The sequence below is a fragment of the Haloarcula pelagica genome, from assembly GCF_030127105.1.
Taxonomy (GTDB): domain Archaea; phylum Halobacteriota; class Halobacteria; order Halobacteriales; family Haloarculaceae; genus Haloarcula; species Haloarcula pelagica.
This window is the reverse complement of sequence record NZ_CP126161.1, coordinates 3,481,009-3,504,743: the sequence shown is the minus strand read 5'-3', so window position 1 is coordinate 3,504,743 and position 23,735 is coordinate 3,481,009. Positions and strand designations below refer to the sequence as shown.

Annotated in this window: 23 protein-coding genes, 2 tRNA genes and 5 pseudogenes; 18 read left to right on the top strand and 12 right to left on the bottom strand. The window is 63.6% G+C overall.

Annotated features, from left to right (window positions below):
- Positions 1–16: 16 nt before the first annotated feature.
- On the top strand, positions 17–562 hold the full coding sequence (locus tag P1L40_RS18570) for a DUF7504 family protein (protein ID WP_284009217.1): 546 nt from the start codon (positions 17–19) through the stop codon (positions 560–562).
- Between the two features lie 9 nt (positions 563–571).
- Here P1L40_RS18570 and P1L40_RS18565 read toward each other — a convergent pair whose 3' ends face one another.
- Complete coding sequence (locus P1L40_RS18565; RefSeq protein WP_284009216.1) at positions 572–1,006, bottom strand: SRPBCC family protein; 435 nt, start codon at positions 1,004–1,006, stop codon at positions 572–574.
- Positions 1,007–1,094: 88 nt separating this feature from the next.
- On the opposite strand from P1L40_RS18565, the gene P1L40_RS18560 reads away from it, so the two are divergent.
- On the top strand, positions 1,095–1,526 hold the full coding sequence (locus P1L40_RS18560) for a DCC1-like thiol-disulfide oxidoreductase family protein (protein ID WP_284009214.1): 432 nt from the start codon (positions 1,095–1,097) through the stop codon (positions 1,524–1,526).
- Positions 1,527–1,614: 88 nt separating this feature from the next.
- Positions 1,615–1,920 carry a PRC-barrel domain-containing protein gene (locus tag P1L40_RS18555; protein WP_284009213.1) on the top strand — a complete coding sequence of 102 codons (306 nt, stop codon included), beginning with the start codon at positions 1,615–1,617 and terminating at the stop codon, positions 1,918–1,920.
- On the opposite strand, the gene P1L40_RS18550 is transcribed toward P1L40_RS18555, so the two are convergent.
- Positions 1,917–3,383: a DHH family phosphoesterase gene (locus P1L40_RS18550; RefSeq protein WP_284009211.1), complete on the bottom strand. Its 1,467-nt coding sequence runs from the start codon at positions 3,381–3,383 to the stop codon at positions 1,917–1,919. The genes P1L40_RS18555 and P1L40_RS18550 overlap by 4 nt on opposite strands.
- 144 nt (positions 3,384–3,527) lie before the next feature.
- Between P1L40_RS18550 and P1L40_RS18545 the strand changes: the two genes are divergently transcribed.
- Positions 3,528–3,601 (top strand) — tRNA-Lys (locus P1L40_RS18545).
- A gap of 330 nt (positions 3,602–3,931) precedes the next feature.
- Entirely contained in the window at positions 3,932–4,174 is a 243-nt protein-coding gene (locus tag P1L40_RS18540; RefSeq protein ID WP_284009209.1) for a hypothetical protein, read from the top strand.
- 1 nt (position 4,175) lies between these two features.
- On the opposite strand, the gene P1L40_RS18535 is transcribed toward P1L40_RS18540, so the two are convergent.
- On the bottom strand, positions 4,176–4,613 hold the full coding sequence (locus P1L40_RS18535) for a GNAT family N-acetyltransferase (RefSeq protein WP_284009208.1): 438 nt from the start codon (positions 4,611–4,613) through the stop codon (positions 4,176–4,178).
- Between the two features lie 86 nt (positions 4,614–4,699).
- Here P1L40_RS18535 and P1L40_RS18530 point away from each other — a divergent pair, with 86 nt between their 5' ends.
- A complete protein-coding gene (locus P1L40_RS18530) occupies positions 4,700–4,825 on the top strand; it encodes a hypothetical protein (RefSeq protein ID WP_284009207.1) in 126 nt (41 codons plus the stop codon).
- 52 nt (positions 4,826–4,877) lie between these two features.
- Here the strand turns inward: P1L40_RS18530 and guaB are convergent, their stop codons facing one another.
- Positions 4,878–6,362 carry an IMP dehydrogenase gene (guaB, locus tag P1L40_RS18525; protein ID WP_284009205.1) on the bottom strand — a complete coding sequence of 495 codons (1,485 nt, stop codon included), beginning with the start codon at positions 6,360–6,362 and terminating at the stop codon, positions 4,878–4,880.
- A gap of 363 nt (positions 6,363–6,725) precedes the next feature.
- Between guaB and P1L40_RS18520 the strand changes: the two are divergent.
- From P1L40_RS18520 to P1L40_RS18510, 3 genes and pseudogenes are all read left to right on the top strand, one after another.
- A pseudogene (locus P1L40_RS18520) lies at positions 6,726–7,598 on the top strand (DUF5794 domain-containing protein); the annotation flags it as partial.
- A 46-nt stretch (positions 7,599–7,644) separates the two neighbouring features.
- Positions 7,645–7,869, top strand: a pseudogene (locus P1L40_RS23420) (DUF5795 family protein).
- 53 nt (positions 7,870–7,922) lie between these two features.
- A tRNA-Trp gene (locus P1L40_RS18510) sits at positions 7,923–8,103 on the top strand.
- A gap of 350 nt (positions 8,104–8,453) precedes the next feature.
- Here the strand turns inward: P1L40_RS18510 and P1L40_RS18505 are convergent.
- From P1L40_RS18505 to P1L40_RS18485, 5 genes and pseudogenes are all read right to left on the bottom strand, one after another.
- Positions 8,454–9,923 (bottom strand): response regulator, encoded by a 1,470-nt coding sequence (locus P1L40_RS18505; protein ID WP_284009202.1) that lies wholly within the window; start codon positions 9,921–9,923, stop codon positions 8,454–8,456.
- Between the two features lies 1 nt (position 9,924).
- A complete protein-coding gene (locus P1L40_RS18500; RefSeq protein WP_284009200.1) occupies positions 9,925–10,500 on the bottom strand; it encodes a hypothetical protein in 576 nt (191 codons plus the stop codon).
- 237 nt (positions 10,501–10,737) lie between these two features.
- Positions 10,738–10,931, bottom strand: a pseudogene (locus P1L40_RS18495) (PIN domain nuclease); the annotation flags it as partial.
- 445 nt (positions 10,932–11,376) lie between these two features.
- Positions 11,377–12,087, bottom strand: a complete 711-nt coding sequence (locus P1L40_RS18490) for an IS5 family transposase (protein ID WP_284009196.1) — start codon at positions 12,085–12,087, stop codon at positions 11,377–11,379.
- A 149-nt stretch (positions 12,088–12,236) separates the two neighbouring features.
- Positions 12,237–12,470 (bottom strand): HalOD1 output domain-containing protein, encoded by a 234-nt coding sequence (locus P1L40_RS18485; RefSeq protein WP_284009194.1) that lies wholly within the window; start codon positions 12,468–12,470, stop codon positions 12,237–12,239.
- Between the two features lie 251 nt (positions 12,471–12,721).
- On the opposite strand from P1L40_RS18485, the gene P1L40_RS18480 reads away from it, so the two are divergent.
- On the top strand, positions 12,722–12,868 hold the full coding sequence (locus P1L40_RS18480; protein ID WP_284009192.1) for a hypothetical protein: 147 nt from the start codon (positions 12,722–12,724) through the stop codon (positions 12,866–12,868).
- A 67-nt stretch (positions 12,869–12,935) separates the two neighbouring features.
- Complete coding sequence (locus tag P1L40_RS18475; RefSeq protein ID WP_284009190.1) at positions 12,936–13,064, top strand: basic helix-loop-helix domain-containing protein; 129 nt, start codon at positions 12,936–12,938, stop codon at positions 13,062–13,064.
- Between the two features lie 275 nt (positions 13,065–13,339).
- On the opposite strand, the pseudogene P1L40_RS18465 reads toward P1L40_RS18475, so the two are convergent.
- Positions 13,340–15,564 (bottom strand): annotated as a pseudogene (locus tag P1L40_RS18465) (hypothetical protein).
- 80 nt (positions 15,565–15,644) lie between these two features.
- Here P1L40_RS18465 and P1L40_RS18460 point away from each other — a divergent pair.
- The 7 genes and pseudogenes from P1L40_RS18460 (at position 15,645) to P1L40_RS18430 (ending at position 21,187) form a co-directional block, all read left to right on the top strand.
- On the top strand, positions 15,645–16,022 hold the full coding sequence (locus P1L40_RS18460) for a response regulator transcription factor (RefSeq protein ID WP_284009186.1): 378 nt from the start codon (positions 15,645–15,647) through the stop codon (positions 16,020–16,022).
- Positions 16,015–17,163: a HEAT repeat domain-containing protein gene (locus P1L40_RS18455; RefSeq protein ID WP_284009184.1), complete on the top strand. Its 1,149-nt coding sequence runs from the start codon at positions 16,015–16,017 to the stop codon at positions 17,161–17,163. Before P1L40_RS18460 ends, P1L40_RS18455 begins: the two co-directional genes overlap by 8 nt.
- Position 17,164: 1 nt before the next feature.
- Positions 17,165–18,592 carry a glycosyltransferase family 2 protein gene (locus P1L40_RS18450; protein ID WP_284009182.1) on the top strand — a complete coding sequence of 476 codons (1,428 nt, stop codon included), beginning with the start codon at positions 17,165–17,167 and terminating at the stop codon, positions 18,590–18,592.
- A gap of 23 nt (positions 18,593–18,615) precedes the next feature.
- A pseudogene (locus P1L40_RS18445) lies at positions 18,616–19,257 on the top strand (GAF domain-containing protein); the annotation flags it as partial.
- A 70-nt stretch (positions 19,258–19,327) separates the two neighbouring features.
- Complete coding sequence (locus P1L40_RS18440; RefSeq protein ID WP_284011090.1) at positions 19,328–19,762, top strand: ATP-binding protein; 435 nt, start codon at positions 19,328–19,330, stop codon at positions 19,760–19,762.
- A 442-nt stretch (positions 19,763–20,204) separates the two neighbouring features.
- Complete coding sequence (locus P1L40_RS18435; RefSeq protein WP_336402172.1) at positions 20,205–20,690, top strand: type IV pilin N-terminal domain-containing protein; 486 nt, start codon at positions 20,205–20,207, stop codon at positions 20,688–20,690.
- Between the two features lie 260 nt (positions 20,691–20,950).
- Positions 20,951–21,187 carry a hypothetical protein gene (locus P1L40_RS18430; protein WP_284009180.1) on the top strand — a complete coding sequence of 79 codons (237 nt, stop codon included), beginning with the start codon at positions 20,951–20,953 and terminating at the stop codon, positions 21,185–21,187.
- Here P1L40_RS18430 and malQ read toward each other — a convergent pair whose 3' ends face one another.
- Positions 21,188–22,678 carry a 4-alpha-glucanotransferase gene (gene malQ, locus P1L40_RS18425; protein ID WP_284009178.1) on the bottom strand — a complete coding sequence of 497 codons (1,491 nt, stop codon included), beginning with the start codon at positions 22,676–22,678 and terminating at the stop codon, positions 21,188–21,190.
- 42 nt (positions 22,679–22,720) lie between these two features.
- Positions 22,721–23,680 carry a nucleotidyltransferase family protein gene (locus tag P1L40_RS18420; protein ID WP_284009177.1) on the bottom strand — a complete coding sequence of 320 codons (960 nt, stop codon included), beginning with the start codon at positions 23,678–23,680 and terminating at the stop codon, positions 22,721–22,723.
- Positions 23,681–23,735: the final 55 nt, after the last annotated feature.

The following is a 23,735-nucleotide window of genomic DNA, read 5'->3' as shown; positions in this document are numbered from 1 at the left end:
GTGAGGGGAACGGACGGTGAGCAGTAACGACGACATCCACGCTGCATCGGGAGGGGGTTTACGGCTCGATCGCGGCACGCAAGCACTGGTCTCCGTGTCGACCATGCAGTCGCCGATCAGTGAACTCCCGCCCGTCGCGTACGACAACCTCTTGGTGGTCTCGGCGTCGGCACCCAGCGAGATCGCAGAGACGCTTTCGACCGCCGGTGCGGAGCTTTCCGCTGTCGCCCAGGTTCCGATCTCCGGCTCCGAGACCGACTACGACGGTGCGATGTGGGTCTGTGATCCGCTCGTTCCCGACGACCTGACCGGGCTGAGTATGCGGCTGTCACGGGCGTTCGAGGCCCTCGACGACGGGCTGGGGTGGGTCGTGTTCGACAGCCTCAACGTGTTCCTGCTGTACGCCGACGAAGCGCGCGTCGCCCGGTTCCTCGATCACACGACGACACAGGCCCGGGAACACGGGCTGTGTGGCGTGTACGGGCTGGTCCGTGACGCGGTCGACGACTCGACGTACGCCCGACTGCGGCGGTGTACCGACACCGAGCTCGACCTCCGCTGACGCCTGGCGCTACGTGTCGGCGACGGCGATCGCGTGCCGCCTGAGTCCGACGTTCATCTGTTCGAATCCGCGGCGGAGCCGTCTCGCCAGCCGATCGACCACTCGGGCGGTGAGGGGACCGCTGATCTCTTCGTACTGCGTAAACCGCGTTCCGGTCCCGCCATCGAGCGGTTCCAGCAGGAACGCGTGCTCGGCGGTGACACCCAGTAGTCCGGAGCGCCAGCGCAGTTCGCGTCCGGGGTCGACCGCCAGAATCTCCGGACTGAACGACACTGTCGGGAGGCCGGGGACCGAGAGCCGTGCGTCGACCGTCGCTCCCGGAGCGAGTTCCCCCTCGATCCGCAACAGCGTGTTCCATCGGGGATACGCCTCGACATCGGTCAGGACGTTCCAGACAGTCTCCGGTGGGACTGGGATGTCGACCGAGGCCGAGAGCTCCCGCATCGGACATCCGTACGGCCCCGACGAGGAAAAGCGCGTGGGTACCCGCGCGAGAGACGGACCTATGCCGGTCGAGTCCCTACGGCCGGCTATGGCATCGTTCGCTTCCGTGCTGATCTACGACGGCGAATGCCCGTACTGTTCCGTGGCCGCGCGCGCCCTGGAAGAACTCGACGACGTGGGGGCGATCTCGTGGTACGACGAGCCGGCACAGCGCTTTCTCGACGCCCAGTTCGGGGCGACGCCGTTCGCGATGGTCCTGGTCGACACCGACGAGGGCACGGTGTACGCCGACCGGGCCGCCGCGGAGGAACTGGCTGACCGAGCCGGGATGCCCGGAATCGTCGGGTCGCTGGTCCGGGACAACTACGAGACCATCGCCCGCGTGGTCGGACTGGCGAGCGGTCGCGGGCGCGACCCCGACGACTACCACGACACGTACGACCTCACGGACGCGGCCGCCGGGGCCTATTCCGCTCTGGCGGACGCTGCTGTCCACCGCGATATCACTGCCACCGGGTGACTCCCGTCGTTCAGGCGTCCGACGGCCGTCTGCCACGCTCCCGGCGCCGCAAAGAACATTTAAGGGGTGGCCGGACAAGTCCCTGCGTATGGACCCGGAGACTGTACCACAGGAGATCACGACGCTCGTCGGGCGGGAAGTCTACTCGAAAAACGGTGTGTTCGTCGGCGAAGTCGAGGACATCCGTCTCGATCTGGACCGCCAGTCGGTGACGGGCCTGGCACTCCACCAGCTTAACACCGAACTGTTCGGCGAACAGGCCCGAAGTTCCCGCGGTGTCATCATCCCGTACCGCTGGGTTCAGGCGGTCGGCGACGTGGTCATCGTCAACGATGTCGTCGAGCGGCTTCAGGCGGCCGACTCCGACAGCGACAGTGAAGAAGTCGCAGCCTAGTTCCCGTTCCCGCCTTCGCTGCTCGAACTGTCGACACCCATCGCCTCGAACAGCTTCCGTTTGACTGCCTCTTCTGTCAGTTCCAGCAGCGTGTCCCGGTTGTCGTCGTTGGTCTCCAGCCCGGTGAAGATCCCGAGCGGGATCTCGACGCTGGCGTCGGTGGAGTGACCCGCTGTCTCACCCATCCCGCCGAAGGCGTCCGAGAGCACCTTCCCGATGTTCATGCGGATGTCCTTGGAGCGTGCGGCCAAGTAGATCGTGTCGTCGGCGATGGCAAACACCGCTGTCGTCGTGATCCCTTCGAGGTTCAGGAGGTGCTGGGCCGCCTGCGCGAGCGCGTCACGGTCCCGGATGAACCCGGCATTCGAGACGAGGTGGCTCCCCTGGACCTCCCGGTTCCGGATCGCCTCGGCCAGGACATCGAGCGTCTCCGGTGACATCGACGGCGACTCGACCTGTTCGAGCGTGTCGTGGTCGGCGAACGGGTAGAGATACGCCGCGGCGGTCAGATCGGCAGGCGTCGTGTCCCGCTTGAAATCCAGCGTCTCGGCTCGAATCCCGTAGAGCAGCGCCGTCGCGACGGTCTGATCCAGCGTGAGGTCCAGTTCCTGGATGTACTTGGTGAGGATCGTCGAGGTCGCGGAGACGTTCGGTCGGATGTCCGAGAACGCGGCGTCGTGTTCGTACTCGTGTTCGTGTTCGTAGTGGTCGATCACGATGTCGACCGACTCGACGATGGGCTCGCCGCCCTTCGCGACATCGACCAGCGCGAGCGTGTCGTAGTCGTCGAGGTCGACCGAGTCCTGTGACTCCAGATCGATGCCCAGCAGGTTGACGAACGCGCGGTTCTCCTGGTGACCGATCTCGCCCTCGTAGATGATATCCGCATCGATGTCACGACTCGCGGCGATGGCCCGAAGCGCCGCCGCGGAGGCGATCGAGTCCGGGTCCGGCGAGCGGTGGATGAGGATCGCCATCCGCTCTTCGGTCCCGTCGATGACATCGCCAAGCTGTGTCGCCTTGTACTCCAGTTCGCCGGTTTCGAGCGCCCGAAGCGCCGAGTCCGCGATGACCGCCGACGGGTTGATGACTACGTCGGCACCCAGTTCCGTCAGCTTGTCGGCCGAGACCGGATCGTCGGCCCGCGCGACGATGAACTGGTCGCCGTCGGCGGCTCGGATGTTCTCGACCGCCTTTGCGTTCGCGGTGACATCCGGCGACATGATGAGGACGACATCCCGGTCGCTGACCATCCCGACGACATCTTCCTCGACGATATCTGCCTGCTGTGCGTTGAGATCCTGGTCGCGCAGCGCCTCCACGCGACCGTCGTCGGCATCGAGGATGAGCACGTCTTTGCCCTCGTTGACGAGTTCTTCGGCCACTGCATGCCCCACGCTCCCACACCCCAAGATAGCGTACGTGGACATGGAGGCCATCGTGATGCCGCTGGCTGCACTCATAAGTGTCTGTATCGCTTGGCGGCCAGCCCCTTTAATCACGTCCATTCGTCCCCTCGGAGGGCCCACAGTACCGTGGGAACGCCAGACACGAGCCCCGCGAATGAAAACCTATTTGAGCAGGCCGCCCACAGAATCAGTTGTACTGGGCCGGTAGCTCAGTCTGGCAGAGCGACGGCCTCTTAAGCCGTCGGTCGAGGGTTCAAATCCCTTCCGGCCCGTTGTATTCTGACGACGAACGGACGTGAGGAGTCGAATCTACGTCGAGGAAGGGACTTGAACCCGGAGAGTCGCAGCGTCCGAACGGAGTGAGGGCGACCGTCTCCACACGGTTCAAATCCCTTCCGGCCCGCTTTTGCTGCGAACCGATCGTGAGCAGCTATCGCTGTGAGAAGGGATTCGAAGCAGCGATGCGTGTGCAGTGAAACGAGCACGTCCGACAGTGGTTCCCTTCCAGCCAGGTCCGGTGAACGGTATGCGGGCGCCCCGTGTGGCCTGGTCTCCCGTCCCGCACCCGAAGAGATTTACAACTCACGGGAGGTTGTGTACGTATGGCCCTCCCTCTGTTGCAGATGCCGGGCGGTACAGAGATCATCGTACTGTTGCTGTTCCTGGTCATCTCCATCGTCGGGCTGGCGATCCTCATCGGCGCGACGTACTGGGTGTATCGGGACGCACAGAGCCGCGGAAACGACAACGCGGCGCTCTGGGCGGTGCTGACGGCGCTCGGGTTCTTCGTCGGTCTGATCCCGGGCGTCGGCGTCGTCGTGGTGTACTTGCTCGTCCGTGAGTAGCTCAGGTCAGGTCCTTTCGCATCTCGACGTGTGGGATGCCCGCCTCCTCGAACTCGTCGCCGACGGACTCGTAGCCCAACTCGGCGTAGAACCCCTCGACACGGCGCTGGCCGTGGAGGACGGCTTCGGTAGCGCCGTCCTCGCTGGCGGCCGATTCGGCCGCCTCCATGATCCGTGCTCCCAGTCCGGTCCCGCGGTGGGAGGCGAGGACCGCGACACGCTCGATCTTGACCGTCTCGTCGTCGACGAGTCGGTACCGGGCCGTTGCGACTGGTTCGTCCTGATCGGCGAGCACGAGATGTGTCGCCTCGCCGTCCTTGTCGTCCATCTCTTCGGCTTCGGAGACGCCCTGTTCCTCGATGAAGACCGTCCGTCGGACGGTTCTGGCGCTGTCGCCCAGTGCCTCGTCGTCGCCGACGTGGAGGGTGTAGGAGGTCACAGGGGCCTGTTCGGCGCTGGGGCTGGAGTATCTTCCGACCGACGCCACAACGATTTTCGGCGTACGGGTGCTACGTCGCTGGTGTCATGTCCGACTTCGACCACTACGACTGTCCGAACTGTGGGGAATCGTTCGCCGCGCACCCGAGCGCCCGGGCGGCAGACACCGGCTACTGTAGTCCGGCCTGTCAGACGGCTGGCGAAGGGTACTGAAAAGCGGTCGAAGCAGTCTCGACGCGGTTTCTGAACGTCTCGACAGCGCCGATCAGCTGTCGGGACTGTAGTTCGGTGCCTCGTCCGTGATCATCACGTCGTGCGGGTGGCTCTCCTGCTGGCCGGCCGCCGAGACACGGACGAACTCGGCCCGTGTCTTGAACTCCGGAATCGTCTCTGCGCCGACGTAGCCCATCCCGGACTGCATCCCGCCGACGAGCTGGTGGAGTTCGGATTCGAGCGAGCCCTTGTAGGGGGTCGCCGCCTCGACGCCTTCGGGGACGTAGTCCTCGTCTTCTTCGTCCTCCTTGAGGTAGCGTTCGCCGCCGCCCTCGTTCATCGCGCCGACGCTGCCCATCCCGCGGTACTGCTTGTACTTCTTGCCGTTCATCGTGATGACGCGGCCCGGTGCCTCGTCCGTCCCGGCGAAGTACGATCCGAGCATGACCGCGTCGGCACCGGCGGCGATGGCCTTGATCGCGTCCCCGGAGTACCGGATGCCACCGTCGGCGATGACCGGCACGTCGTGCTGGCTGGCCACGTCAGCGACCTGTGCGACGGCGGTGATCTGGGGCATCCCGGCGCCGGTGACCACGCGGGTCGTACAGATCGAGCCCGGCCCGATGCCCACCTTGACGCCGTCGGCGAAGTCGACGACCGCCTCGGCCGCCTCGCGGGTGCCGATGTTGCCGACGACCACGTCGGCCCCGACTTCGGCCTTGATCTCGCGGGCGCTGTCGATGACGTTGGCGTTGTGCGCGTGAGCGCAGTCGATGAAGAGGATATCCGCGCCAGCGTCGTCTGCTGCCTGTGCACGGTCCAGCTTGAACGGGCCGACGGCGGCGCCGACCCGGAGGTGGCCGTCCTCGTCGCGTGCGGCCTCGTCGTACTCGCGGCGCTGGAGGACGCCTTTCATCGTCACGAGGCCGGTCAGCCGGTTCGCCTCGTCGACGATCGGGACCCGTTCGATCTTGTGGTCGTACATCAGTTCCAGCGCGTCCCGCGGCGAGACATCTTCCGGGGCTGTGACGACCTCGCCGGTCATCGCTTCGGTCACGGCGTCGGACTCGCCGACTTCGAGGTACGGCCGGATGTCCGTCCCGGAGATGATCCCCAGGACCTCACCGGTCTCGTCGTCGACGACGGGCGCGCCGGAGACGCCCTCCCGATCCATCATCTCGTCGACCTCCCGGACGGTCTGCTCCGGGCTGGCCGTCACGACATCGCGGATGATCAGTTCGTCGGCCCGCTTGACCCGCTCGATCTCGTCGGCCATCTCCTCGGCGTCCATGTTCCGGTGGAGGACGCCCAGACCGCCCTGCCGGGCCATGGCGATCGCCATGTCGCTCTCGGTGACCGTATCCATCGCAGCCGTCAGAACTGGAACGTTCAGTTCGACCGAGCGGGAGACACTGGTCGCGGTGTCGGCCTCGTCGGGTTCGACGCGAGACTCTTTGGGTCGCAACAGTACGTCGTCGAATGTGAGAGCCTCCGGAACGCGGAGTTTCTCGGAGAAGGGCTCGGAATCGTTCGCCATGTAAACCGTCCACCACGGCCGGGCAAAAACGTTGCGAGACAGCCCCGCCTCTGTGGACAACTGGCATGCGGTTTACACCCGCTCATCTGTGACATCTGTCCACGATACCCGGGTTATCTTGTGCTTCACGACCTGTGTGGCCGCTTCTCACACAACGTTTATACTCTGACGAAAGATAATGTTACATATGCGAGCTACCGAATCCTTCGGCGCCAACACGGTCCGGCAATCGAGTTCGACCGCAGCTGGCAACACATTCTTTACAGGGTTCGGTAGCCGGAAACAGCTCTGGTCCGCCACTCAGTGCGCGTCCAGTGCGGTAACCTCCCGACGGGTACCGGGTGAACCCGGGCGTTAGCCAGGATGAGTAGCTCCAGACACCCAGTCGCACTCCGCGTCGAGCAGCGGGTCGGCCGTGGCGGCCGCCTGCTCGGAACGGTCATGGCGCTACCGCTCATCGACGGCATCTTCCCGGTGCTCGTCCTGGCCGGTGCGCTCACCACCTGGACGGGGATGCTCGAAGTCGGCCTGCTGGTCTTCGGAGGGTCCGCGACTGTCGCGGTCGTCCTCGCCGAGATGGACGGCGGTCCACGCGAGCAGGCCACGACTGTCCTCCTGATCGGCAGTCTGCTCATCCCGCTTGCCGTGATCGAGGCCGCGCTCGCGCCGACCATCGACAGCCTCGTCCGGACGGGCGTCCTCGAACGGTTCGCCGGCATCGTCATCATGGCGATCGCCGCGCAGACGGCCAGTTCGCGGGTCAGCGAACTCCTCCCGCGCCCGGCGATCATCGTCGTACTCGGCCTGCTGGCCGGGTTCGACCCTGCCGGCGCGACGCTCGTGACGGCAGTCGACCCCTGGATGCTGGCCCGGGCCGCCGGGACCGCCGGCATCGGCGTCGGCTTCGCGCTGGCAGTCGCCGTCTCCAGCCCGTGGCTGCGCAACGCGGTCGACATCGACCGGTTCCGCTTCGGGAGCGCCGTCGCGCTGGGCGTCCTCTCGCTGTCGGTCCTGGGTATCCTTCCGACGACCGCACCCGTAGCGCTGGGCGTCCTCGCGGTCACCGCGCTGCTGTCGTTCGACCCCGGCAACGCCCGCGAGCGACACACCGACTACCACCCCGACGACGTGGACCTGACCGCCGCCTTCTCCGACGGCGGCGCCGACGTGTCGCCGCCGTCGACCAGCGGGACGGCGACGGGCCGCGGCTACGAACCGGACACCGAACGGCGCCCTGGCTCTGAGTGGGAAGGTTTAGGCGCGTCCCGCCCGTCGAACGAACATGGCCGACAACCGCGTGATCCAGGGCCGGATGCAGACCCCCGAGAGCCTGCCGAACTCATCGAAGGCGACAGCGTGATGGACGCAGAACCGATCGAAGACGCTGATATGGACTGCCCGGAGTGTCGAGAACGTCGTCACGGTCGGCTACATGCCCTCCGCGCTGGCGTTCGTCACCGGCTACAAGTGCCAGGAGTGTGACTGGTCCGACACCGAGCGGGACTGATCGCCGCCCGACAACCGAAACCCTTTACTGCAACTCGGCATACGCCGGAGTGCGGGGTCGTGGCCTAGTCCGGGAAGGCGGCTGACTCCAGAGGCCACGTGCCTGGGACGAAACTCCAAGGGCTGATATACTGAGCGGCCGGCTGATCACCGGTTCGCGACGATGACCCTCTGGAGTTCCGAGGCACAGGACGGAGATATCAGCCGATCGGGGGTTCAAATCCCTCCGACCCCATACCGTATAAAAGTAAAGCGGTCTTTCTTGCCGCTTTCTTCTCGCCACTCCAGTGCCGACGCTGCTCCCACCAACCGAGGTGGTCGGCAATGAGTCGTGTCGAAGGTGTATTCGGCCTTCGTCACGCCGGCTTCGATATAGTCGTTGTGCGCCGCCAAGGCCTTGGGGTCGATCTGTCCGGCGGCCATCGGGCCGACCGCGATCGTCGGGCCAGCAGTTGCTCACCGGTGACATGTACGGGGATCCAGTTGACGACTGAGTGAACGAACCGAACCATTCGGTACAGAGGGTCAGGTCTCGTCTCAGCCACCTGTTCAGTTTCGATGTCGACGCCCGTCATTCGGAACAACTCAGCTGTAGACTGCTGGTTGGTAGACGATGCCATCGATTTCGAATCGGGCACCGCCGCCCTCGCTCTCAGTGATCTCGATATCCCACCCATGCCCGATAACGATCTCTTTCACGATATTCAGCCCGAATCCGGTCTTGTCGGGATTGGTCGTGTAGCCGGACTCGAAGATCTTATCGCGCTCCCCTTGCGGAATACCAGGGCCGTCATCCTCGAAATACAGACCGCCATCCGTCGTTCCGACCCTGATAACCGTCGACCCATCGGAGTGTTCAACGGCGTTGCGGATAAGGTTCTCAAAGACCTGTTTGAGACGGCTACAGTCGGCCTCAAAGGCCTTTGAGTCCTCGATATGTAACTCCGAATTCGCTGTTTCGACCATCTCCCAGGCCGAACTGACGATATCTCGAAGTTCGACCGTTTCGGTCTCGGAGATGTCGGTCTCGACCATCCGCATGGCTGAGACCTGCTCCAAGAGTTCGTCCATGCGGTCAATCGCCTTCTCAGCTTTCTCAATCCACTGTTCCTCACCGGTGTCCCGATACAGAACCAGCGAGTCAGCCGCAATACTCACTGGATTTTGAAGATCGTGGGACAGCATCTTCCGCATATTCCGGAGTTGTTCGTTTTGCTGTTCCAACTCCTGTTCACGCTCTTTCAACCCTGTGACATCACGGGCGTTAACTACGAATCCGTTGATGAAATCGTCGTCGAAGAGATTCTTCCCACGCGCTTCCACGAGTGTCCAGCCGCCAGTTGGATCTTCGAATCGGAATTCGATCGTCGGTTCCCTGCCGGGATTTTCCACCGCAGTGAAGAACTTGTCCATCGCTTCCTTTCGATCGTCTGGCGGCATATAATCGAAGGCGGACTCACCGATCAGCTCCGCTTGTTTGTACCCTAGTTCGTTCTCACAGGCCGGTGAGATATATTTGAACCGTCCCGTCTCGTCGACAATCCCCAGGACATCGGTCGAATTCCTGACGACTTTACTGAACTTTTCTTCGGACCGTTTGAGCGTTTCCGAGGCCCGGTACTGTTCGACAGCATTACAGATGCGATTCGAAAGTATCGAGTACTGGTCCGGCCCAGTTCGCTTTTCGAGATAATCCGTGACACCCTTCGATATTGCTTCACTCGCGATTTCCTCGCTACCCTTCCCAGTGAACAATATAAACGGGATGCCTTCGTTTATCTGCCGAACGGCTTCAAGAAACTCGAGTCCATCCATGGTCGGCATATCGTAATCACTGACGATCGCATCGAGTTCCACCTCGGTGACAGTCTCGATAGCGTCGGACGGATTGGACTCCGTACGTACCTCAAAGCCGCCTTCTTCACGTTCTAAAAATGTCGCAGTGAGATCTAAGAGGTCGGGATCGTCGTCGACGACAAGGATCGCGATATCCCGATCGGTATCGGGCAGCGAGAAGACATTTGACTGGGCTTCGCCGTTCGTGTGGATCGGCATCTCAGTCACCTCCATCTTCGTGATGAGCGAGAATCTTGGTGAAGTACGGAGTCATCACACGGACGCCCTGTAGCCAGTGCCGCTCGGTATGCATATCGTGGAGTTCAAACGCGAGGGCATAGCGCATCGCCTCTGGTCCAGGTCCCGCTTGCCCCGCTCGCGGCTTGTCTGGATACTCGGGATCGTCCAGTGCGGCCCGGAGTTCGTACACCTGAGATCGCTGAAACGGGCTCCAATAGTCCCCACCGATTTTATGCTGTTTCCAGGCTTCCGCCTTTGTTATTGCATATCTCTGGTCGGCCCCGATGATTGTCGCTCGTTGTCGAAGTTGCTGGATGGCAGGTGAATAGTCCGCACCACGTAGGCCTGCACGGTCGATCGTCCCGTTCTTGAGATGATCGAACTCGATGCGGTCTTTCTCCCAGAGGGAGTTAACGAACGCCTCCGAAGCTAACTTGACAGCGTCATCGCTTAGTTCTGGAAACTGTCGCTTGTCGATTTCTTGGAGGGCTTCGATAGCTTTCTCTTTATTGGAATTGTCATGTGCCCGAAATACGATGGCGAGATGTTCGGCCATCTCTCGGGCTGTCGTTCGCAGACGTGACTTCCCCTCGTCAGAATAATCCACCCCTAATTGGTTCATTCCAGAGGTATGTTGTCACCCTACACTACTTATAGCTTATTCTGACATTGGCCCTGTAATATATTAAAATAATAAGTATATGGGTCCAGGTTAGCGGAATCAGAATTCATAAGAGAGTTTACACGGATACGTGTATGAAAAGGAGCTCGGGAAGGCACGCCCACAGATCGCTCAGTCGGGGGATTCAGGATCCAGGGGGAGGCGATCCAGGCCGACAGTATCGTAGTCCTGCTCGGTCGAGAGGACACGCCCTTCGCCAGACGTGACGAGTCCGGCGTGGAGCGCATCGAACGGAGTGAGGTCGTACTCGTCGAGAAACGCTGCAGCGGCCAAGACGCATCCTCGTGCTCTTCGGGTACGATCGGCCCAGTTAGCCACCGTGTTTGCGGCACCAGACCTGCCCACCGATCGGTGAGTTCCTGTCGAGATCCAAGGCCGAAGAAAGAGGTCGCGGACAGCCACGGTCACGACGAGCTCTACGGCTTCACCCTGGGGTGGGCGAACCGTCACATAACAGTGCTCGTCTCGTTCCTCGATCTCGTCGGGAGACTACCAGATAATCGGTCAGGCCGCGTTCAAATACATATAATTTCAATTACATATATAGTTCAATCCACATTGTCCCAGACATCAGCCGCTCATCGTCTAAACCGCTGAATTTCTCGGTTTGGCGGCCTAACGTACTTTCCGGCCCATCCAGACGCTTAGTGGCTGGGCGAAACGTCGACCGTTCGATCTGCGGAGATTGTCACGGTCCGATCAGCGTACTGGAATTGCAGGCGGTGGTGAATCACCAGACGTAGCTTGATTTCACTGTTTTAGAGATTGCTTGATGTTGTGAACCGCACACATCAGGACGAGTTCACGAAATTCACCGTACCAGGTTCGTGCACGCACGGCGTCACCGAGCGTGCGCTTGATCGTGGAGAAGACGGTCTCACACATCGCTCTCTGGCGGTATCGAGGCCCATCGATCCGCGCGTTGTGCGCGTGATCGATGGGCCGGAACTCACGATGTTTGATCAGCGGTCTCACGCCTTCTTCACGGAGTTTATCGCGTAAATCCATCCAGTCGTAGCCTTTGTCAGCAGCGAGGCTGGCGAGGTCGCCCGCGTTGCGGAGGGCGACCTGCCAGCCGTTGTGTGTCGTGGCGTTTCTCGGTCGTACAATGAACGTCCAGAATGGCTTGGCTTTCTGTGTCGACGAGAGCAGTTGCTTTGAGTGTCTGAACCCGGTAATTCGTCCGGCGACAGTAGTGCTTGCAGCGTTTTCGCGGTCGAAGAATGTCGCGTCTATCGCGGCGTGACCGCTCGGCTCGTGCAGTTGCGCCGACAGGCGCAGCAGCACTCGCCAGAGTGCTGTCTTGATTCTGTCAAACCACTTGATTAGCGTCGAGTGGTCGGGGAGATCGGCCGTGTCGAGTCCGATCTCCCCGAGTATTTGTGGCATCTCGCTCAGCAAATCAAGTGCTTCTCGGTAGGATTTTTCCAGGTAAACCCGCAGACAGTGCAGCGACACCACCGCATACTCGGCGAAGCCGCCACCCCTTCGGGGGCGGCGACTTCGCCTCGCTCACCAACAGCATTTTTAGCTAACTGAACGACTTTGCTCGTGAAGCGGGAGATCTTCGACATAGAGCATCGGCGGTTTCCCGCTTCAACTTCCTAGTTCTAACGGTCGAAGTCGCCGTCGTCCAGCGATTCACCAGAGCCGAATTGCACGGAACCATCTGTCTCGCTGCCCGAAAACAACACATCAAGAGCATCGGGATCGATCACGTCGTACAACGGTGGCAGTTCCTCGACCGGGGTCTCTGTCGCGGTACCGACTGCGTGTACCACGAGAGCACTCAGGGCATCGTCGGTCTCATCTGGGATGTGTCGTTGGTGTAGCTTTGTTGCCATGTGAGTATATTTACATTTGTGGGTTATAAATCTCCGCAAGACGTTCTCATCGAGTTTTTCAACTCGGAATAGAAATAGATGTAGTTAGTCACAGGACTGTCTTGGGCTCGAGTTGGCGCGACATAGATGCCTATTATCGCCCATCTCGTCTGGGTTTTTCGTCATGTTCGAGCAGGGAAATCAGGTAGCGCTGTCATGGCTTCTTTGAGTCCGGGGAAAGCTGCTATAGTGATCAGCGCCGTAGGGCGCATATGCTCGGACTGCGGTATTTCGCCTGCCAGGCCTGTGACACCGCCCATGCTGTGCCCGAGGAGTTAGCGGTCTGCGGTCGCTGTGGGAGCAGTCAGGTCGAGGAGATTACCGACCAGTTGTCGGCCGCGCCGTACTTCTCGCCGTAGATTTCGCGGGGCTGTCGCGAGTAGGGGCTACAGAACGCTCTCGTCGATGGAATCTGACTGGTCGGTAATGCCAACCGATCGGCTCCGGAGTGTCGTCCCGGTGTTCGGTAGTGCAAGGAGCGACGCCGAGACGCTGCAGGCGATACTGACCTACGTCGAGCGGCACGAACCGACGACAGACGACCTCGTCGGGTGACACCGCGTGACCTTCGCGAACGTCCAGAGCGAGGATTCGATCATGTGCCGGGTGCGGTAGCTCCAGCAGATCGGCTTTCTGCGGCAGGTAGACAGACGCTGGGGTTGGGCGAGACTGGTCGGAAACACCGTGACTCACAGGATACCGGCGTAGGGGGCGGCCATCACGAACACGAAACCGATCAGGGCTGGGAAGAGAAACTGGAGGACCAGGAGTAGCTGACAGGTCTGCCGGGTATCAAATGCGTACTGGTCGCTGGCGTGCCGGGTCGCCGATCACGTTCTCCAGCCCGCATCGGCCAACACGTGGTAGGACTGTTTCAGCCGTTCCTCGTAGGCCGGTTGGTTCCACCGGTCCCACGCGTACCGGACCGTCCGGACGGTGCCGTCGTCGATTCCCGACACGACGCTGTCGAGACTGGGCGCCTCGGACCGCTGCTCGGTTCTGCTCGCCGGAGAAACCGTGACTGCACCGACTTCGACGTGGTCGAACTCCGTGACCGCGAGGCCCGCATCCCACTCCGTTCGGAGTCGCCGTTTGCTCGACGGGTCGGCGACGTTCAGGAGGATCCAGGGGAGCTTAGCTTGACGACGCCCTCGTCCGGGTCGACGTAGACATCGGTGAGCGAATCGTACCGTGTTGCGGTCGGGTCGCCGACACCGTACCGGAGCCGTCCCGTCTCGACAGCTTCGAACGGGACCCGTTCCTCCGTCGCGGGGACAGTGTACCCGAGGTTGATCGGCTCGCGGACCGGAACGAACCCGGCGTCACCGGTTCGGTAGGCGTCGATGTCGAGCCCGGCCACGCGGCCGAACTCCCGGGCGAAGGCGTCGTATGTCGAATCGACCAACAGGCGCGAGTCCCCCGGACCGGCCAATCGGGCGACGAAATCCGCCTGCACGGTCGGTTCGGTTCCGACCGGTAGTTGGGTGGGCCGCCCGGTGAGTCCGACCGTCACGAGCGCGTTCGTCGTTCGCCAGTCGAGTTGGCCACCGCTCCGGTCGAACTCCAGACGGACCCCCAGCCCCTCGTAATCGTGGCTCACTCGGAGGGCTTCCAGGGGCCGGGCCGCCGTCTCGCGAACCTGGGTCGCCGAGGCGGTCGTCGCGCCGTTCCAGTCGGCGCGGTCCCCACCCAGGGAGACGGCGTCGGTCGGTTCGAACGCCAGGAGACCGAACCGCTGTTCCGGCGTCTCGATGTTCGACCAGTAGGGCCGACGGCCCGGGACCGATCGAGCGTCGAGGTTCCAGGTCCGCTTGAACCACTCGTCTTGCCAGGCGAACGCGACGCCGCCGGCCGTGTCGGCGTGAATGATGTCCTCGTACATCGCGGCGACCATCTCGCCCTGTTCCGTCTCGGTGTTGCGGCCCTGATCGCGGCCGTGGACATCCCGGTGTGCGATGCCGCGCGAACTTGGGACGCCGAACTCGGCGATCAGGAGCGCTCGTTCTGTCGCCCCCGCGAGGTCGTTCAGATAGCCCGCGTAGCTGTTTCGCTCGCCGCGGTGATCGACGTACTCGACGTAGGCGGGCGTCTCGTTCAACAGGTCCGGATAGTAGGGGTAGACGTGGTACGCGGCGAACGTTCCCGACTGGAACTCGTCGGTCGCGACGACGGTGTCGGGGTCGACGCTGACGCGGTCCTCGTTCCGGAACGGTTCGTACGGGTGGTCCAGCGGGTCGGTCGTCACCCAGTTGACGAACGCGGCGGGGTGCTGGACGCCGTACGTCTCCATCTCGTAGGCGACGGCGCCGTCGAGTCGGCCGGCGAGCCATCGCTCGAACGGCTTCCCGTCGGTCGATCGGACGTACCGGCCGCCGGTGGACTGGACCGTGTCGTGCTCGTTCGTCGCGACGACCACCTCCGGAGGCCACTCGATCCCGAACAGCAGCCCGAGCGTCGCGTCGCTCACGTCGGCGTCGTAGGTGCCGCTGGCGTGACCGGGTCGCTCCGGGAGCGTGGTCGCGCCGTGGAGGGCGTCGACGGTCCGTCGCAACTCCCGGTCGACGGTGGCCGACAACCCGGCCGCGTCCCCTGCGTCGAGGAGATCGGCCGTCGGGACCCAGGTTCCCTGCAGCAGCAACAGCGGCTCGTCGGCCGACTCGTTGTACGCCGCGAGCGCCCGGTAGAACGCGGGTGGATGGATCGTGTAGGTCCGGACGACGTTCGCGATCTCGCCGATCGCGGCGAGCCAGCGGTCGTACTCGGCGCGAGTGATCGCCGCCTGGCCGGGAAACGTCCCGGGCTTTGCCATCCCGAGATTGACACCCCGAACGACGAGTGGTTCGTACCCGCCGTCAACTCGGCGCTCGAATCCCGCGTCGTCGACGCGGAAGGGGACGCGCGTCGCTGTCTCCCCAGACCGCGTGTTCGTCGCCGTCCGCTCGGGTTCCGTGTTCGTCGCCACCCCGTCACCGGACTGCCCGGGTCTGCCCGGACAGCCCGCGAGCGCGGTAAAACTGCTCGCACCCACCGACGCCAGGAACCGCCGACGATTCATGCGGTAGTATGTAGGGGGAGCCACAAGAGCGCGTCGGCATGGTCGTCTTTTTATCTACTGCGTGAGTAGGCGGTGCGTAGATGGTAGGTGAGGTACTCGTCGTCGACGACGACGAAACGATCAGGTGGCTGGTGGCCCACCGCTTGGAGGCGGCCGACTACGACGTGCGACTCTGTGAAGACGGACGCGAGGCGGCCGACCTCCTCGGAACCGACTACGAACCCGATCTGATCGTCCTGGACGTGATGATGCCACGGCTCGACGGCACTCGACTGGTCCGGATGATCCGCAACGGGGAGCTGGCAGTCCCACAGGATTTACCGATCGTCATGCTCACCTCGCGTGGCCGGGAGGAGCACGTCCTAGAGGGGTTCGACGCCGGCGTGGACGATTACGTGACGAAGCCGTTCCGAAGCGCGGAGCTGGTCGCCAGGATCCGGAGACAGATCGATGCGTGAGCCGATCGTCCTCCAGACGGGGGACGTGACCGCGTTCGGCTACGCGGTTCCGACGACGGTCGTCCTGGTCGCCGTCGCACTCGTCGTCGGACTCGCACTCGCCGTCTCCTTCTATCTCACTATCGGGCTGTCGGTCTACCGCTCGGTACAGGACACCCGGCGGGACCGGGTCCGACCGGCCCTCCGGGAGGAACTGCTCGGCCGGCTGTTCAGTCCCGACCCCGACTGGGAGGACTGGGTTGCCGACTGCTCCCGCGTCGAGCGCCGGGTTATCGAGTCGCTGCTCGACGAGCACCTCCGGGAACTCGACGGCGGCGACGCGGACCGGCTCAGAGAGTTGGGCGATGCCCTGGGTATCCCCGACCGCTCCCGCCGTCGGCTCGACGACGGCGGCGAGTACCAGCGGTTACACGCACTCACCTGGTTGACGCTCCTGCGCCGACCGGAGCCGTACTTCGAGTCCTCGTTCGAGCCACGGACGCCACGAGAGCGAGCGGCGGCTGTCACGCTCCTCCAGGCGACCGACCGACTGCCGGACGCAGAGACGAGGATCTCGATGCTGCTCGATGGGGCGGACGAACAGTTCACCGTGTTCGGACAGGACACGCTGTATCGCGTCGCCCGGACCGAACCCGCGCCGCTGTTGCGCGCGGCGGGCAGCGACTACCGCGACTGGCCCGAACCGCTCCTCGCGCAGGTCCTCGCTGTCTGTGCCCATCTGGAGACGAGCGTCAGGGACGGGAGCCTGGAGTGGGTGACCGCCGCGCTCGAAACGGAGAACGACGCGATCCGCGCGGCCGCGGCCGACGCACTGGGGAGTTTCGGCTGGCGGCCGTCGCTCCGTGACCAGGTGTTCCTCGAACGGGCGACCGGCGATCCCACCCCTCGCGTCCGCGCGGCAGTTTACGAGATGCTCGCCGCGTGGGGCGACCGGGAAGCGCTCACGGTTCTCCTCTTCGCGCTCGTCGAGGAGGCCGACCCCCGGGCGCTCACGATCGGAACCACGGCTCTGGTGGGGCGGCGCGACCGCGTCGATCACGACGTGGCAGCGGTTCTTGGACCCGCCTGGGAGTGGAGTTTCGAACACTCGGAGTACGACCGGCTCGCCGGCAAGACGGCCACCGAGACGGTGGGTGGATAGGATGCACTCGCCGGAACACGTCCTCGGCACAGCACTGGTGCTGTTCGCACTGTTCGTCGTCGGGTACTACACCGTCGTCAACGCGGGCTATCTGCTGTTGCACGTCCTGGCGCTGTTGGAGCTTCGGGACGACGTTCGCGAGTCCCAGTGGGACCCGCCGTTCCGGAAGTTCACCACGCCGTTCTACCCCGGGATCGGCGTCGTCGTCCCCGCGTACAACGAGGAGGCGACGATCGTCGAGAGCGTCCGGTCGATGCTGTCGCTGAACTATCCGGAACTGGAAGTCGTCGTCGTCAACGACGGATCGACCGACGAGACGGTCGAGCGGTTGATCGACGCCTTCGAACTGGAACCGGTGGACGCCGAAGTCCCGTTCGAGGTCCCGACCGAGCAGATCGACCGCGTGTACCGCTCACGGGTCTACGAGGAGTTGCTGGTCGTCGACAAGGCAAACGGCGGCAAGAGCGACGCGCTCAACGCCGGCGTCTGGCTCACCGATATGCCGTTGTTCTGTGCGGTCGACTCCGACACCGTCATCGACCGCGAGGCGTTGCTGTCGCTCGTCAGACCGTTCCTCGAAGCGCCGACGACGGCCGTTGCCTCCGGCGGCGTCATCCGCGTCGCCAACGACTGCCGGATCGAGGACGGGGTCGTGAAGGAGGTCTCGCTCCCGAAGACCGGGCTCCCCGGCCTGCAAGTGATGGAGTATCTCCGGGCGTTTTACTCCGGGCGGCTCGGGCTCAACCGGATCAACGGGCTCATCCTCATCTCGGGGGCGTTCGGCCTGTTCCAGACCGACGCCGTCCGAGAGATCGGGGGGTATCGGCAGGACACGATCACGGAGGACTTCGACATCGTCGTCCGCCTCCATCGCTATCTGAAAGAGACCGACCGCGAGTACACCGTGGATTTCGTCCCCGAGCCGGTCGCCTGGACCGAAGTGCCCGCGACGCGGCGGGTACTCAGCCGCCAGCGGCGACGGTGGTACCGGGGGATGGTCGAGACGCTCGTCACCCACTGGCGGATGCTGTTCAACCCGAAGTACGACCGCCTCGGGACGGCCGTCATGCCCTTCTTCGTGCTGGCGGAGACGATCGGCCCGCTGATCGAGGGGCTCGGCTACGTCCTGTTGCCCCTCGCGTGGTATTTCGGCCTGTTGGACGTGGAGTTTTTCCTCGTCTTCTTCCTGTTGACGACCGGGTTCGGGGTGTTTCTCTCCTGGTTCGGCGTCTTCAGCGAGGTCTGGAGCTTCAACCGGTACGACAGTCCCTGGCAGGTGTTGCGTCTGCTCTGGTACGGTGTCCTGGAGAACTTCGGCTACCGGCAGTGGAAGACGCTGGTCGCCTGGCGCGGGTTCGTCGAGTACCTCGCCGGCGTCGACTCCTGGGGTACGATGGAGCGGGCCGGCTTTTCGATCGGGGACGATTAGTGGGTCGGTGAGCAACCGCCGATATGTCCGAACCGGAACGCCGGAACTACTTCCGTGACCTGTACGAGCTGGGCAGCGATCCGTCGGCCACGCTCGGTCGGAAGATCGAACAGGCCATCACGATCGGTCGGGACAGGCTCGGTGTCGACTACGGAGTCCTCTCGTACACGGGACACGGCGAGTACGAGGTTGTCGACTCGACGATCGAGAGCGGCGAGTTCCGGGCGGGGACGATCCACGATCTGGAGACGACTTGGTGTCGCCACGTCGTCGACGGCCGGGAGGTTCTGACGGTCGCCGACGCCGGTGCGTCGGCGTACAGCGACGATATCGCCCGCGAGGCCACCTGTCTGCAGTGTTACGTCGGTGCGCCGGTCCGAGTCGACGGCGACATCTACGGGACGCTGTGTTTCTCCAGCGAAACACCACGCGAGGAGCCGTTCGACGAGGACGAACAGCGGTTCGTGGAGCTACTCACCAGATGGATCGGTCACGAGATCGAGCGCGAGCGCCACTACCAGGCGCTCGATGCACAGAACGAACGCCTCGACGAGTTCGCCGGAATGCTCGCTCACGATCTGCGCAACCCCCTGACGACCGCGTACGGGTACACCGAACTCGTCGCCGAGACGGTCGACGACCCCGAATCGGGGTATCTCGGGACCGCGCTGGACTCGCTGGACCGGATGGAGACGCTGATCGCCGATACGCTCTCGCTCGCCCGCGACGGCGTCGATGTCGGCGAACGCGAGTCGGTCCAGCTCTCGACGGTCGCACGGACCGCCTGGAAGACGGTCGACCCCGCGACGGCGACGCTCACGGTCGTCGACGACCGGACGATCCACGCCGACGAATCGCGGCTCCGGCAAGCTGTTCGAGAACCTCTTTCGCAACGTCGACGAGCACTGCGAGGCGGACGTGACGGTGACGGTCGCAGGGACCGACGACGGGTTCGTCGTCGAAGACACCGGCCCGGGGCTACCGGAGTCGATCGCGGCGTCGCTGTTCGATGGCGACTACACCGAGGGTCGGCGCGGGCTCGGCCTCCTCATCGTCGAACGGATCGTCTCCGGGCACGGATGGAGCGGGGCGGTCGAGTCGACGACTGACGGAACCCGGTTCGTCTTCGGCGATATCGGAATCACCACGACACCCTCCGTGGTTTCGTAGCCGACGACCTCCGGTTGTCGACAGCCGAGAGGTCCGGAGCGGGACGAGACGGAGCCGGGTCGTCGTTCGGCTGGCGAAAGCGAGCGCCGTGTGTCGCACCGCTGAAGCGCACGAGCGAACACGACGGGGCTGCGGACGCTACAGATACGCCGCTACCGCGGGCGCCGGAAACTCGACCGAGACGGCCGCACTACCCCGGTTTCGAGATCGTTCTGTCCGATTCACCGCGATCAACCGGTGTCGCGAGCGAGTACACAACGGGCCAACGCGGAATCAAGCCGGATTTGAAGCCGGCCACGGAGTGTTGAAATCGCCCGGGACTGGCGAGGTACCTCACCCGCTGAGCTTCCTATTTTTGCGGTTTCAAGCCGAAATTGAACGGTATTTCGGCGAATAAAACGTCTGATGTATTTATTCCAATCGCCTGATATCGGAGCGGTGTATGCGAATCAAAGAACTGTTCGAAGACGACGACGCAGTGTCGCCGGTCATCGGCGTCATCCTGATGGTTGCGATCACGGTCATCCTCGCCGCCGTCATCGCGTCGTTCGTACTCGGACTGGGCGATCAGACACAGAGCGCAACGCCGCAGGCGAGCTTCTCGTTCGACTTCGAGGCAGGGGTGGCGGGAACGGTGTACTCTCAATCACGCACGATGGTGGGGACACTATTGTCGCGCAGGAGTTGTACGTTCGTGGTGATTCTGAGCGACTTCGTCAGTTCCGGGTCTATCGCTGGCGGACCACCACTCGACATGGACTCACCAGGCGACTGGACCACGGCCGGATACAGCAGTGGTTCTGAAATCTCTGCTGGGAGCAGCGTTGACGTTGGTGTCAGTAACGACTACGACATCCGCGTCGTCTACGAGGCCCAGGAAGGCGACTCCTCGGCGACGCTCGGCCAGGACTCCGGTCCCGAAGCGTAACTGACCGACCGCGTTTTCCCGTTTTTCGATCTCGTGGGGACAGCCACGGCGCTCGTCGGTCGTGGAACTTCGATAAATCCGTCCCGAAAGGGTATGGGTAGGGGTACCGGGACGGTGTCAGAGGCTGTGGGCCGGTCGCCCACACGTACACAGACGAGAGCAGGACAGTTAGTTATACGACCGCTTCGTTCGGTAGGGAACTGTTATCCGGGGGCGGTCTACTCGGACATTTTTACGACGGCGGCGGCTACCGACTGGTGATGCCAGACACCATCGAGGTCTACACCGGCGATGTCGTGACCGTCGAACACGTCGACGCGCTCCCCGACGGCGGCGCGCGGTTCGATCTCAGTACCGACGACGGCCGGACCTGGCGGGTAGACGTGACCCGGGACGGGGGCAGCGAGATCGTGACGACGAAACGGGACGGGACGCTGGCGGACCTCGACACCCCCGAGTGGCTGGACGACGTGGTCGCCAGGCTGAGCCGGGCCTGATCAACGGATCGTCGCGTCGGTGATCAACTGGAGTTCGGTGGCGATATCGTCGTCGAGTTGCGCGTCGGTGACACGCCAGGCCCAGTTACCGTCGGTCGTTCCCGGGGTGTTGAACCGCGCGTCGCTCCCCAGTCCCAGGAGGTCCTGCATCGTCGTCATGGCGATGGTCGACTCGGCGTTCCAGACCGCTTCGACGATGTCCCAGTGGACATCCTCGCCGTCCGAGCCGAGATTGTAGTGCAGGCACTCGCGCTGGCGGTCGCCCAGGGAGTGGTAGTAGCCGACGACGGTGTCGGTGTCGTGGGTCGATGTGTAGCCGACGCTGTTCTCGGGGAAGTGCATCGGCTGGTACATGTTCCCTTCCTCACACCAGTCGGCGTACTGGGGGACGCGCATCCCGGGGAAGTCGAACTGGCTGCGGAGGTCGTAGCTGCTGTGGTCGACGAACCCCAGATCCTCGGCGATAAAGGGGAGATTTCCGAACCGGTCGCGGACCGCTTCGAAGAACGCGGCGCCGGGGCCGTCGAGCCACTCCCCGTTGGCTGGGTCGTCGCTGTCGGCCGGGATCGCCCAGAACTCGTCGAACCCCTTGAAGTGGTCGATCCGCGCGATGTCGACCATATCGAACAGTCTGTCGAGCCGTCCCAGCCACCACTCGTAGCCCGTCTCGGCGAGGTGGTCCCAGTCGTAGACGGGGTTGCCCCAGCGCTGGCCGCTGTCGCCGGTGTTGGGCGGGACCCCGGCGACGGCCGTCGGTCGGTGGTCGTCGTCGAGTCGGAACGCCTCGGGCGAGGCCCACACGTCGGCAGAGTCCAGCGCGACGTAGATGGGCAGGTCGCCGATCAGGTCGATCCCACGGTCGCTCGCGTAGGCGCGCAGGTCGCGCCACTGCTCGTCGAACACCCACTGGCAGAACTCCCGGAACTCGATCTCGTCGGCCAGATCCTCGCGGTAGGTCGCGAGGGTATCGGGCTCTCTGGTCGTCACGTCGTCCGGCCACTCCGTCCAGAGCGCGCCGTCGAACTCCCGCTTGAGCGCGCGAAACAGGGCGTAGTCGGAGAGCCAGCCCGACTCGCGGTCTCGGAACTGTGCGAACGATTCCCTGTCGGCCTCCGTGGCCGTCTCCCGGAAGTCGTCGAACGCGGCCCGTAGGCACTCGCGTTTGAACTGGGCGACGACCTCGTAGTTCACTTCCTCGGCGTCGATGCCGGCGGGCGGGGCCGCCGTCTCGCTGTCGAGGTACCCACGGTCGACGAGCCACTCCAGATCGACGAGCAGCGGGTTGCCGGCGAACCCCGAGAAGGCCTGGTACGGCGAGTGGCCGTGGATCGCGGCGGTCGGCCCGAGCGGGCAGACCTGCCAGAGTGACTGCTCTGATCGGTCCAGAAAGTCCACGAACGACCGGGCGCCGGCACCGAGATCGCCGATGCCGTGGGGACTCGGGAGCGAAGTGAGATGCAGGAACACGCCGCTGCGGCGACTGAAACGCATACCCGCCAGTTCACCGCGGAGGGATTTCAACTATCGGGTCCGTTACCTGACCTTCGAGTGCTCGCCGATGAGCGACCGCTGGAGGTCCACGTCCGAGACCACCGACTCGCGGTCGATCAGCGACCACTCGATGGCCGCGTCTTCGACCGTCGCGCCCGGGAACACGACCGTATCTTCGAGCGTCGCGTCGGTGACGGTCGCGTCGGCCATCACGTGGACGTTGTCGCCGAGTTTGCTGTTGGTGACCGTCGCGCTGTCGGCCACGATCGTGTCGTCGCCGAGCGCCCACTGGACGGCCTCGATGTAGGCGTCGGCCTCGCCCACGTCGTACCAGTAGCTGTCGAACGTGAAGGCGTTGACCGCGTCGCGCTCGGCGAGCCACTGCATCAGCCAACCCGGTTCGTCGGGGTTGTTGTCCTCGGCCAGGTACTCGTCGAACAGGGGGAGCGTCTCGCTGGGGAACGCGTAACACGCGATCGAACAGAGCGTGCTCTTGGGGTTGTCCGGTTTCTCCTGGAAGCCGACGACCTGCGTCCCGTCGAGTTCGACCACGCCGTAGGACGTGGCTCGCTGCTTCGACCCCACGTCGTAGGCGGCGATACAGGGCGTCCCGGTCTCCTCGAAGAAGGAGGCGAACTCGCCGATATCGAAGCCCATCAGGTTGTCGCCGGCGACGACCAGCATGTCGTCGTCGATCCCCTCGCGGTCGATGAGCTGTGACAGCGCACCCACCACACCGAACTTCGAGTCCTCGTCGGTCGTGTCCTCGATCGAGAGCTGTGGTTTCTCGAAGTCGCTCTCCTCGATATGCTCCTCGAACTCATCGGCGAAGTACTCGTTCGTAGAGATGTACACGTCCGAGACACGGTCGTCGGCTTCCAGATCCGAGAGGATCCCGTCGATGATCGTCTCCTCGCCCACCGGGAGGAGCATCTTCGGACGGTTTCGCGTGATCGGCCAGAGTCGCGTTGCGTACCCACCTGCCAGAACAATTGCGTCCATACCGGCTCTCTCGGGGGGAAGTATCTCTTTTTCCTTTCTGCCTGATATGTGTGTG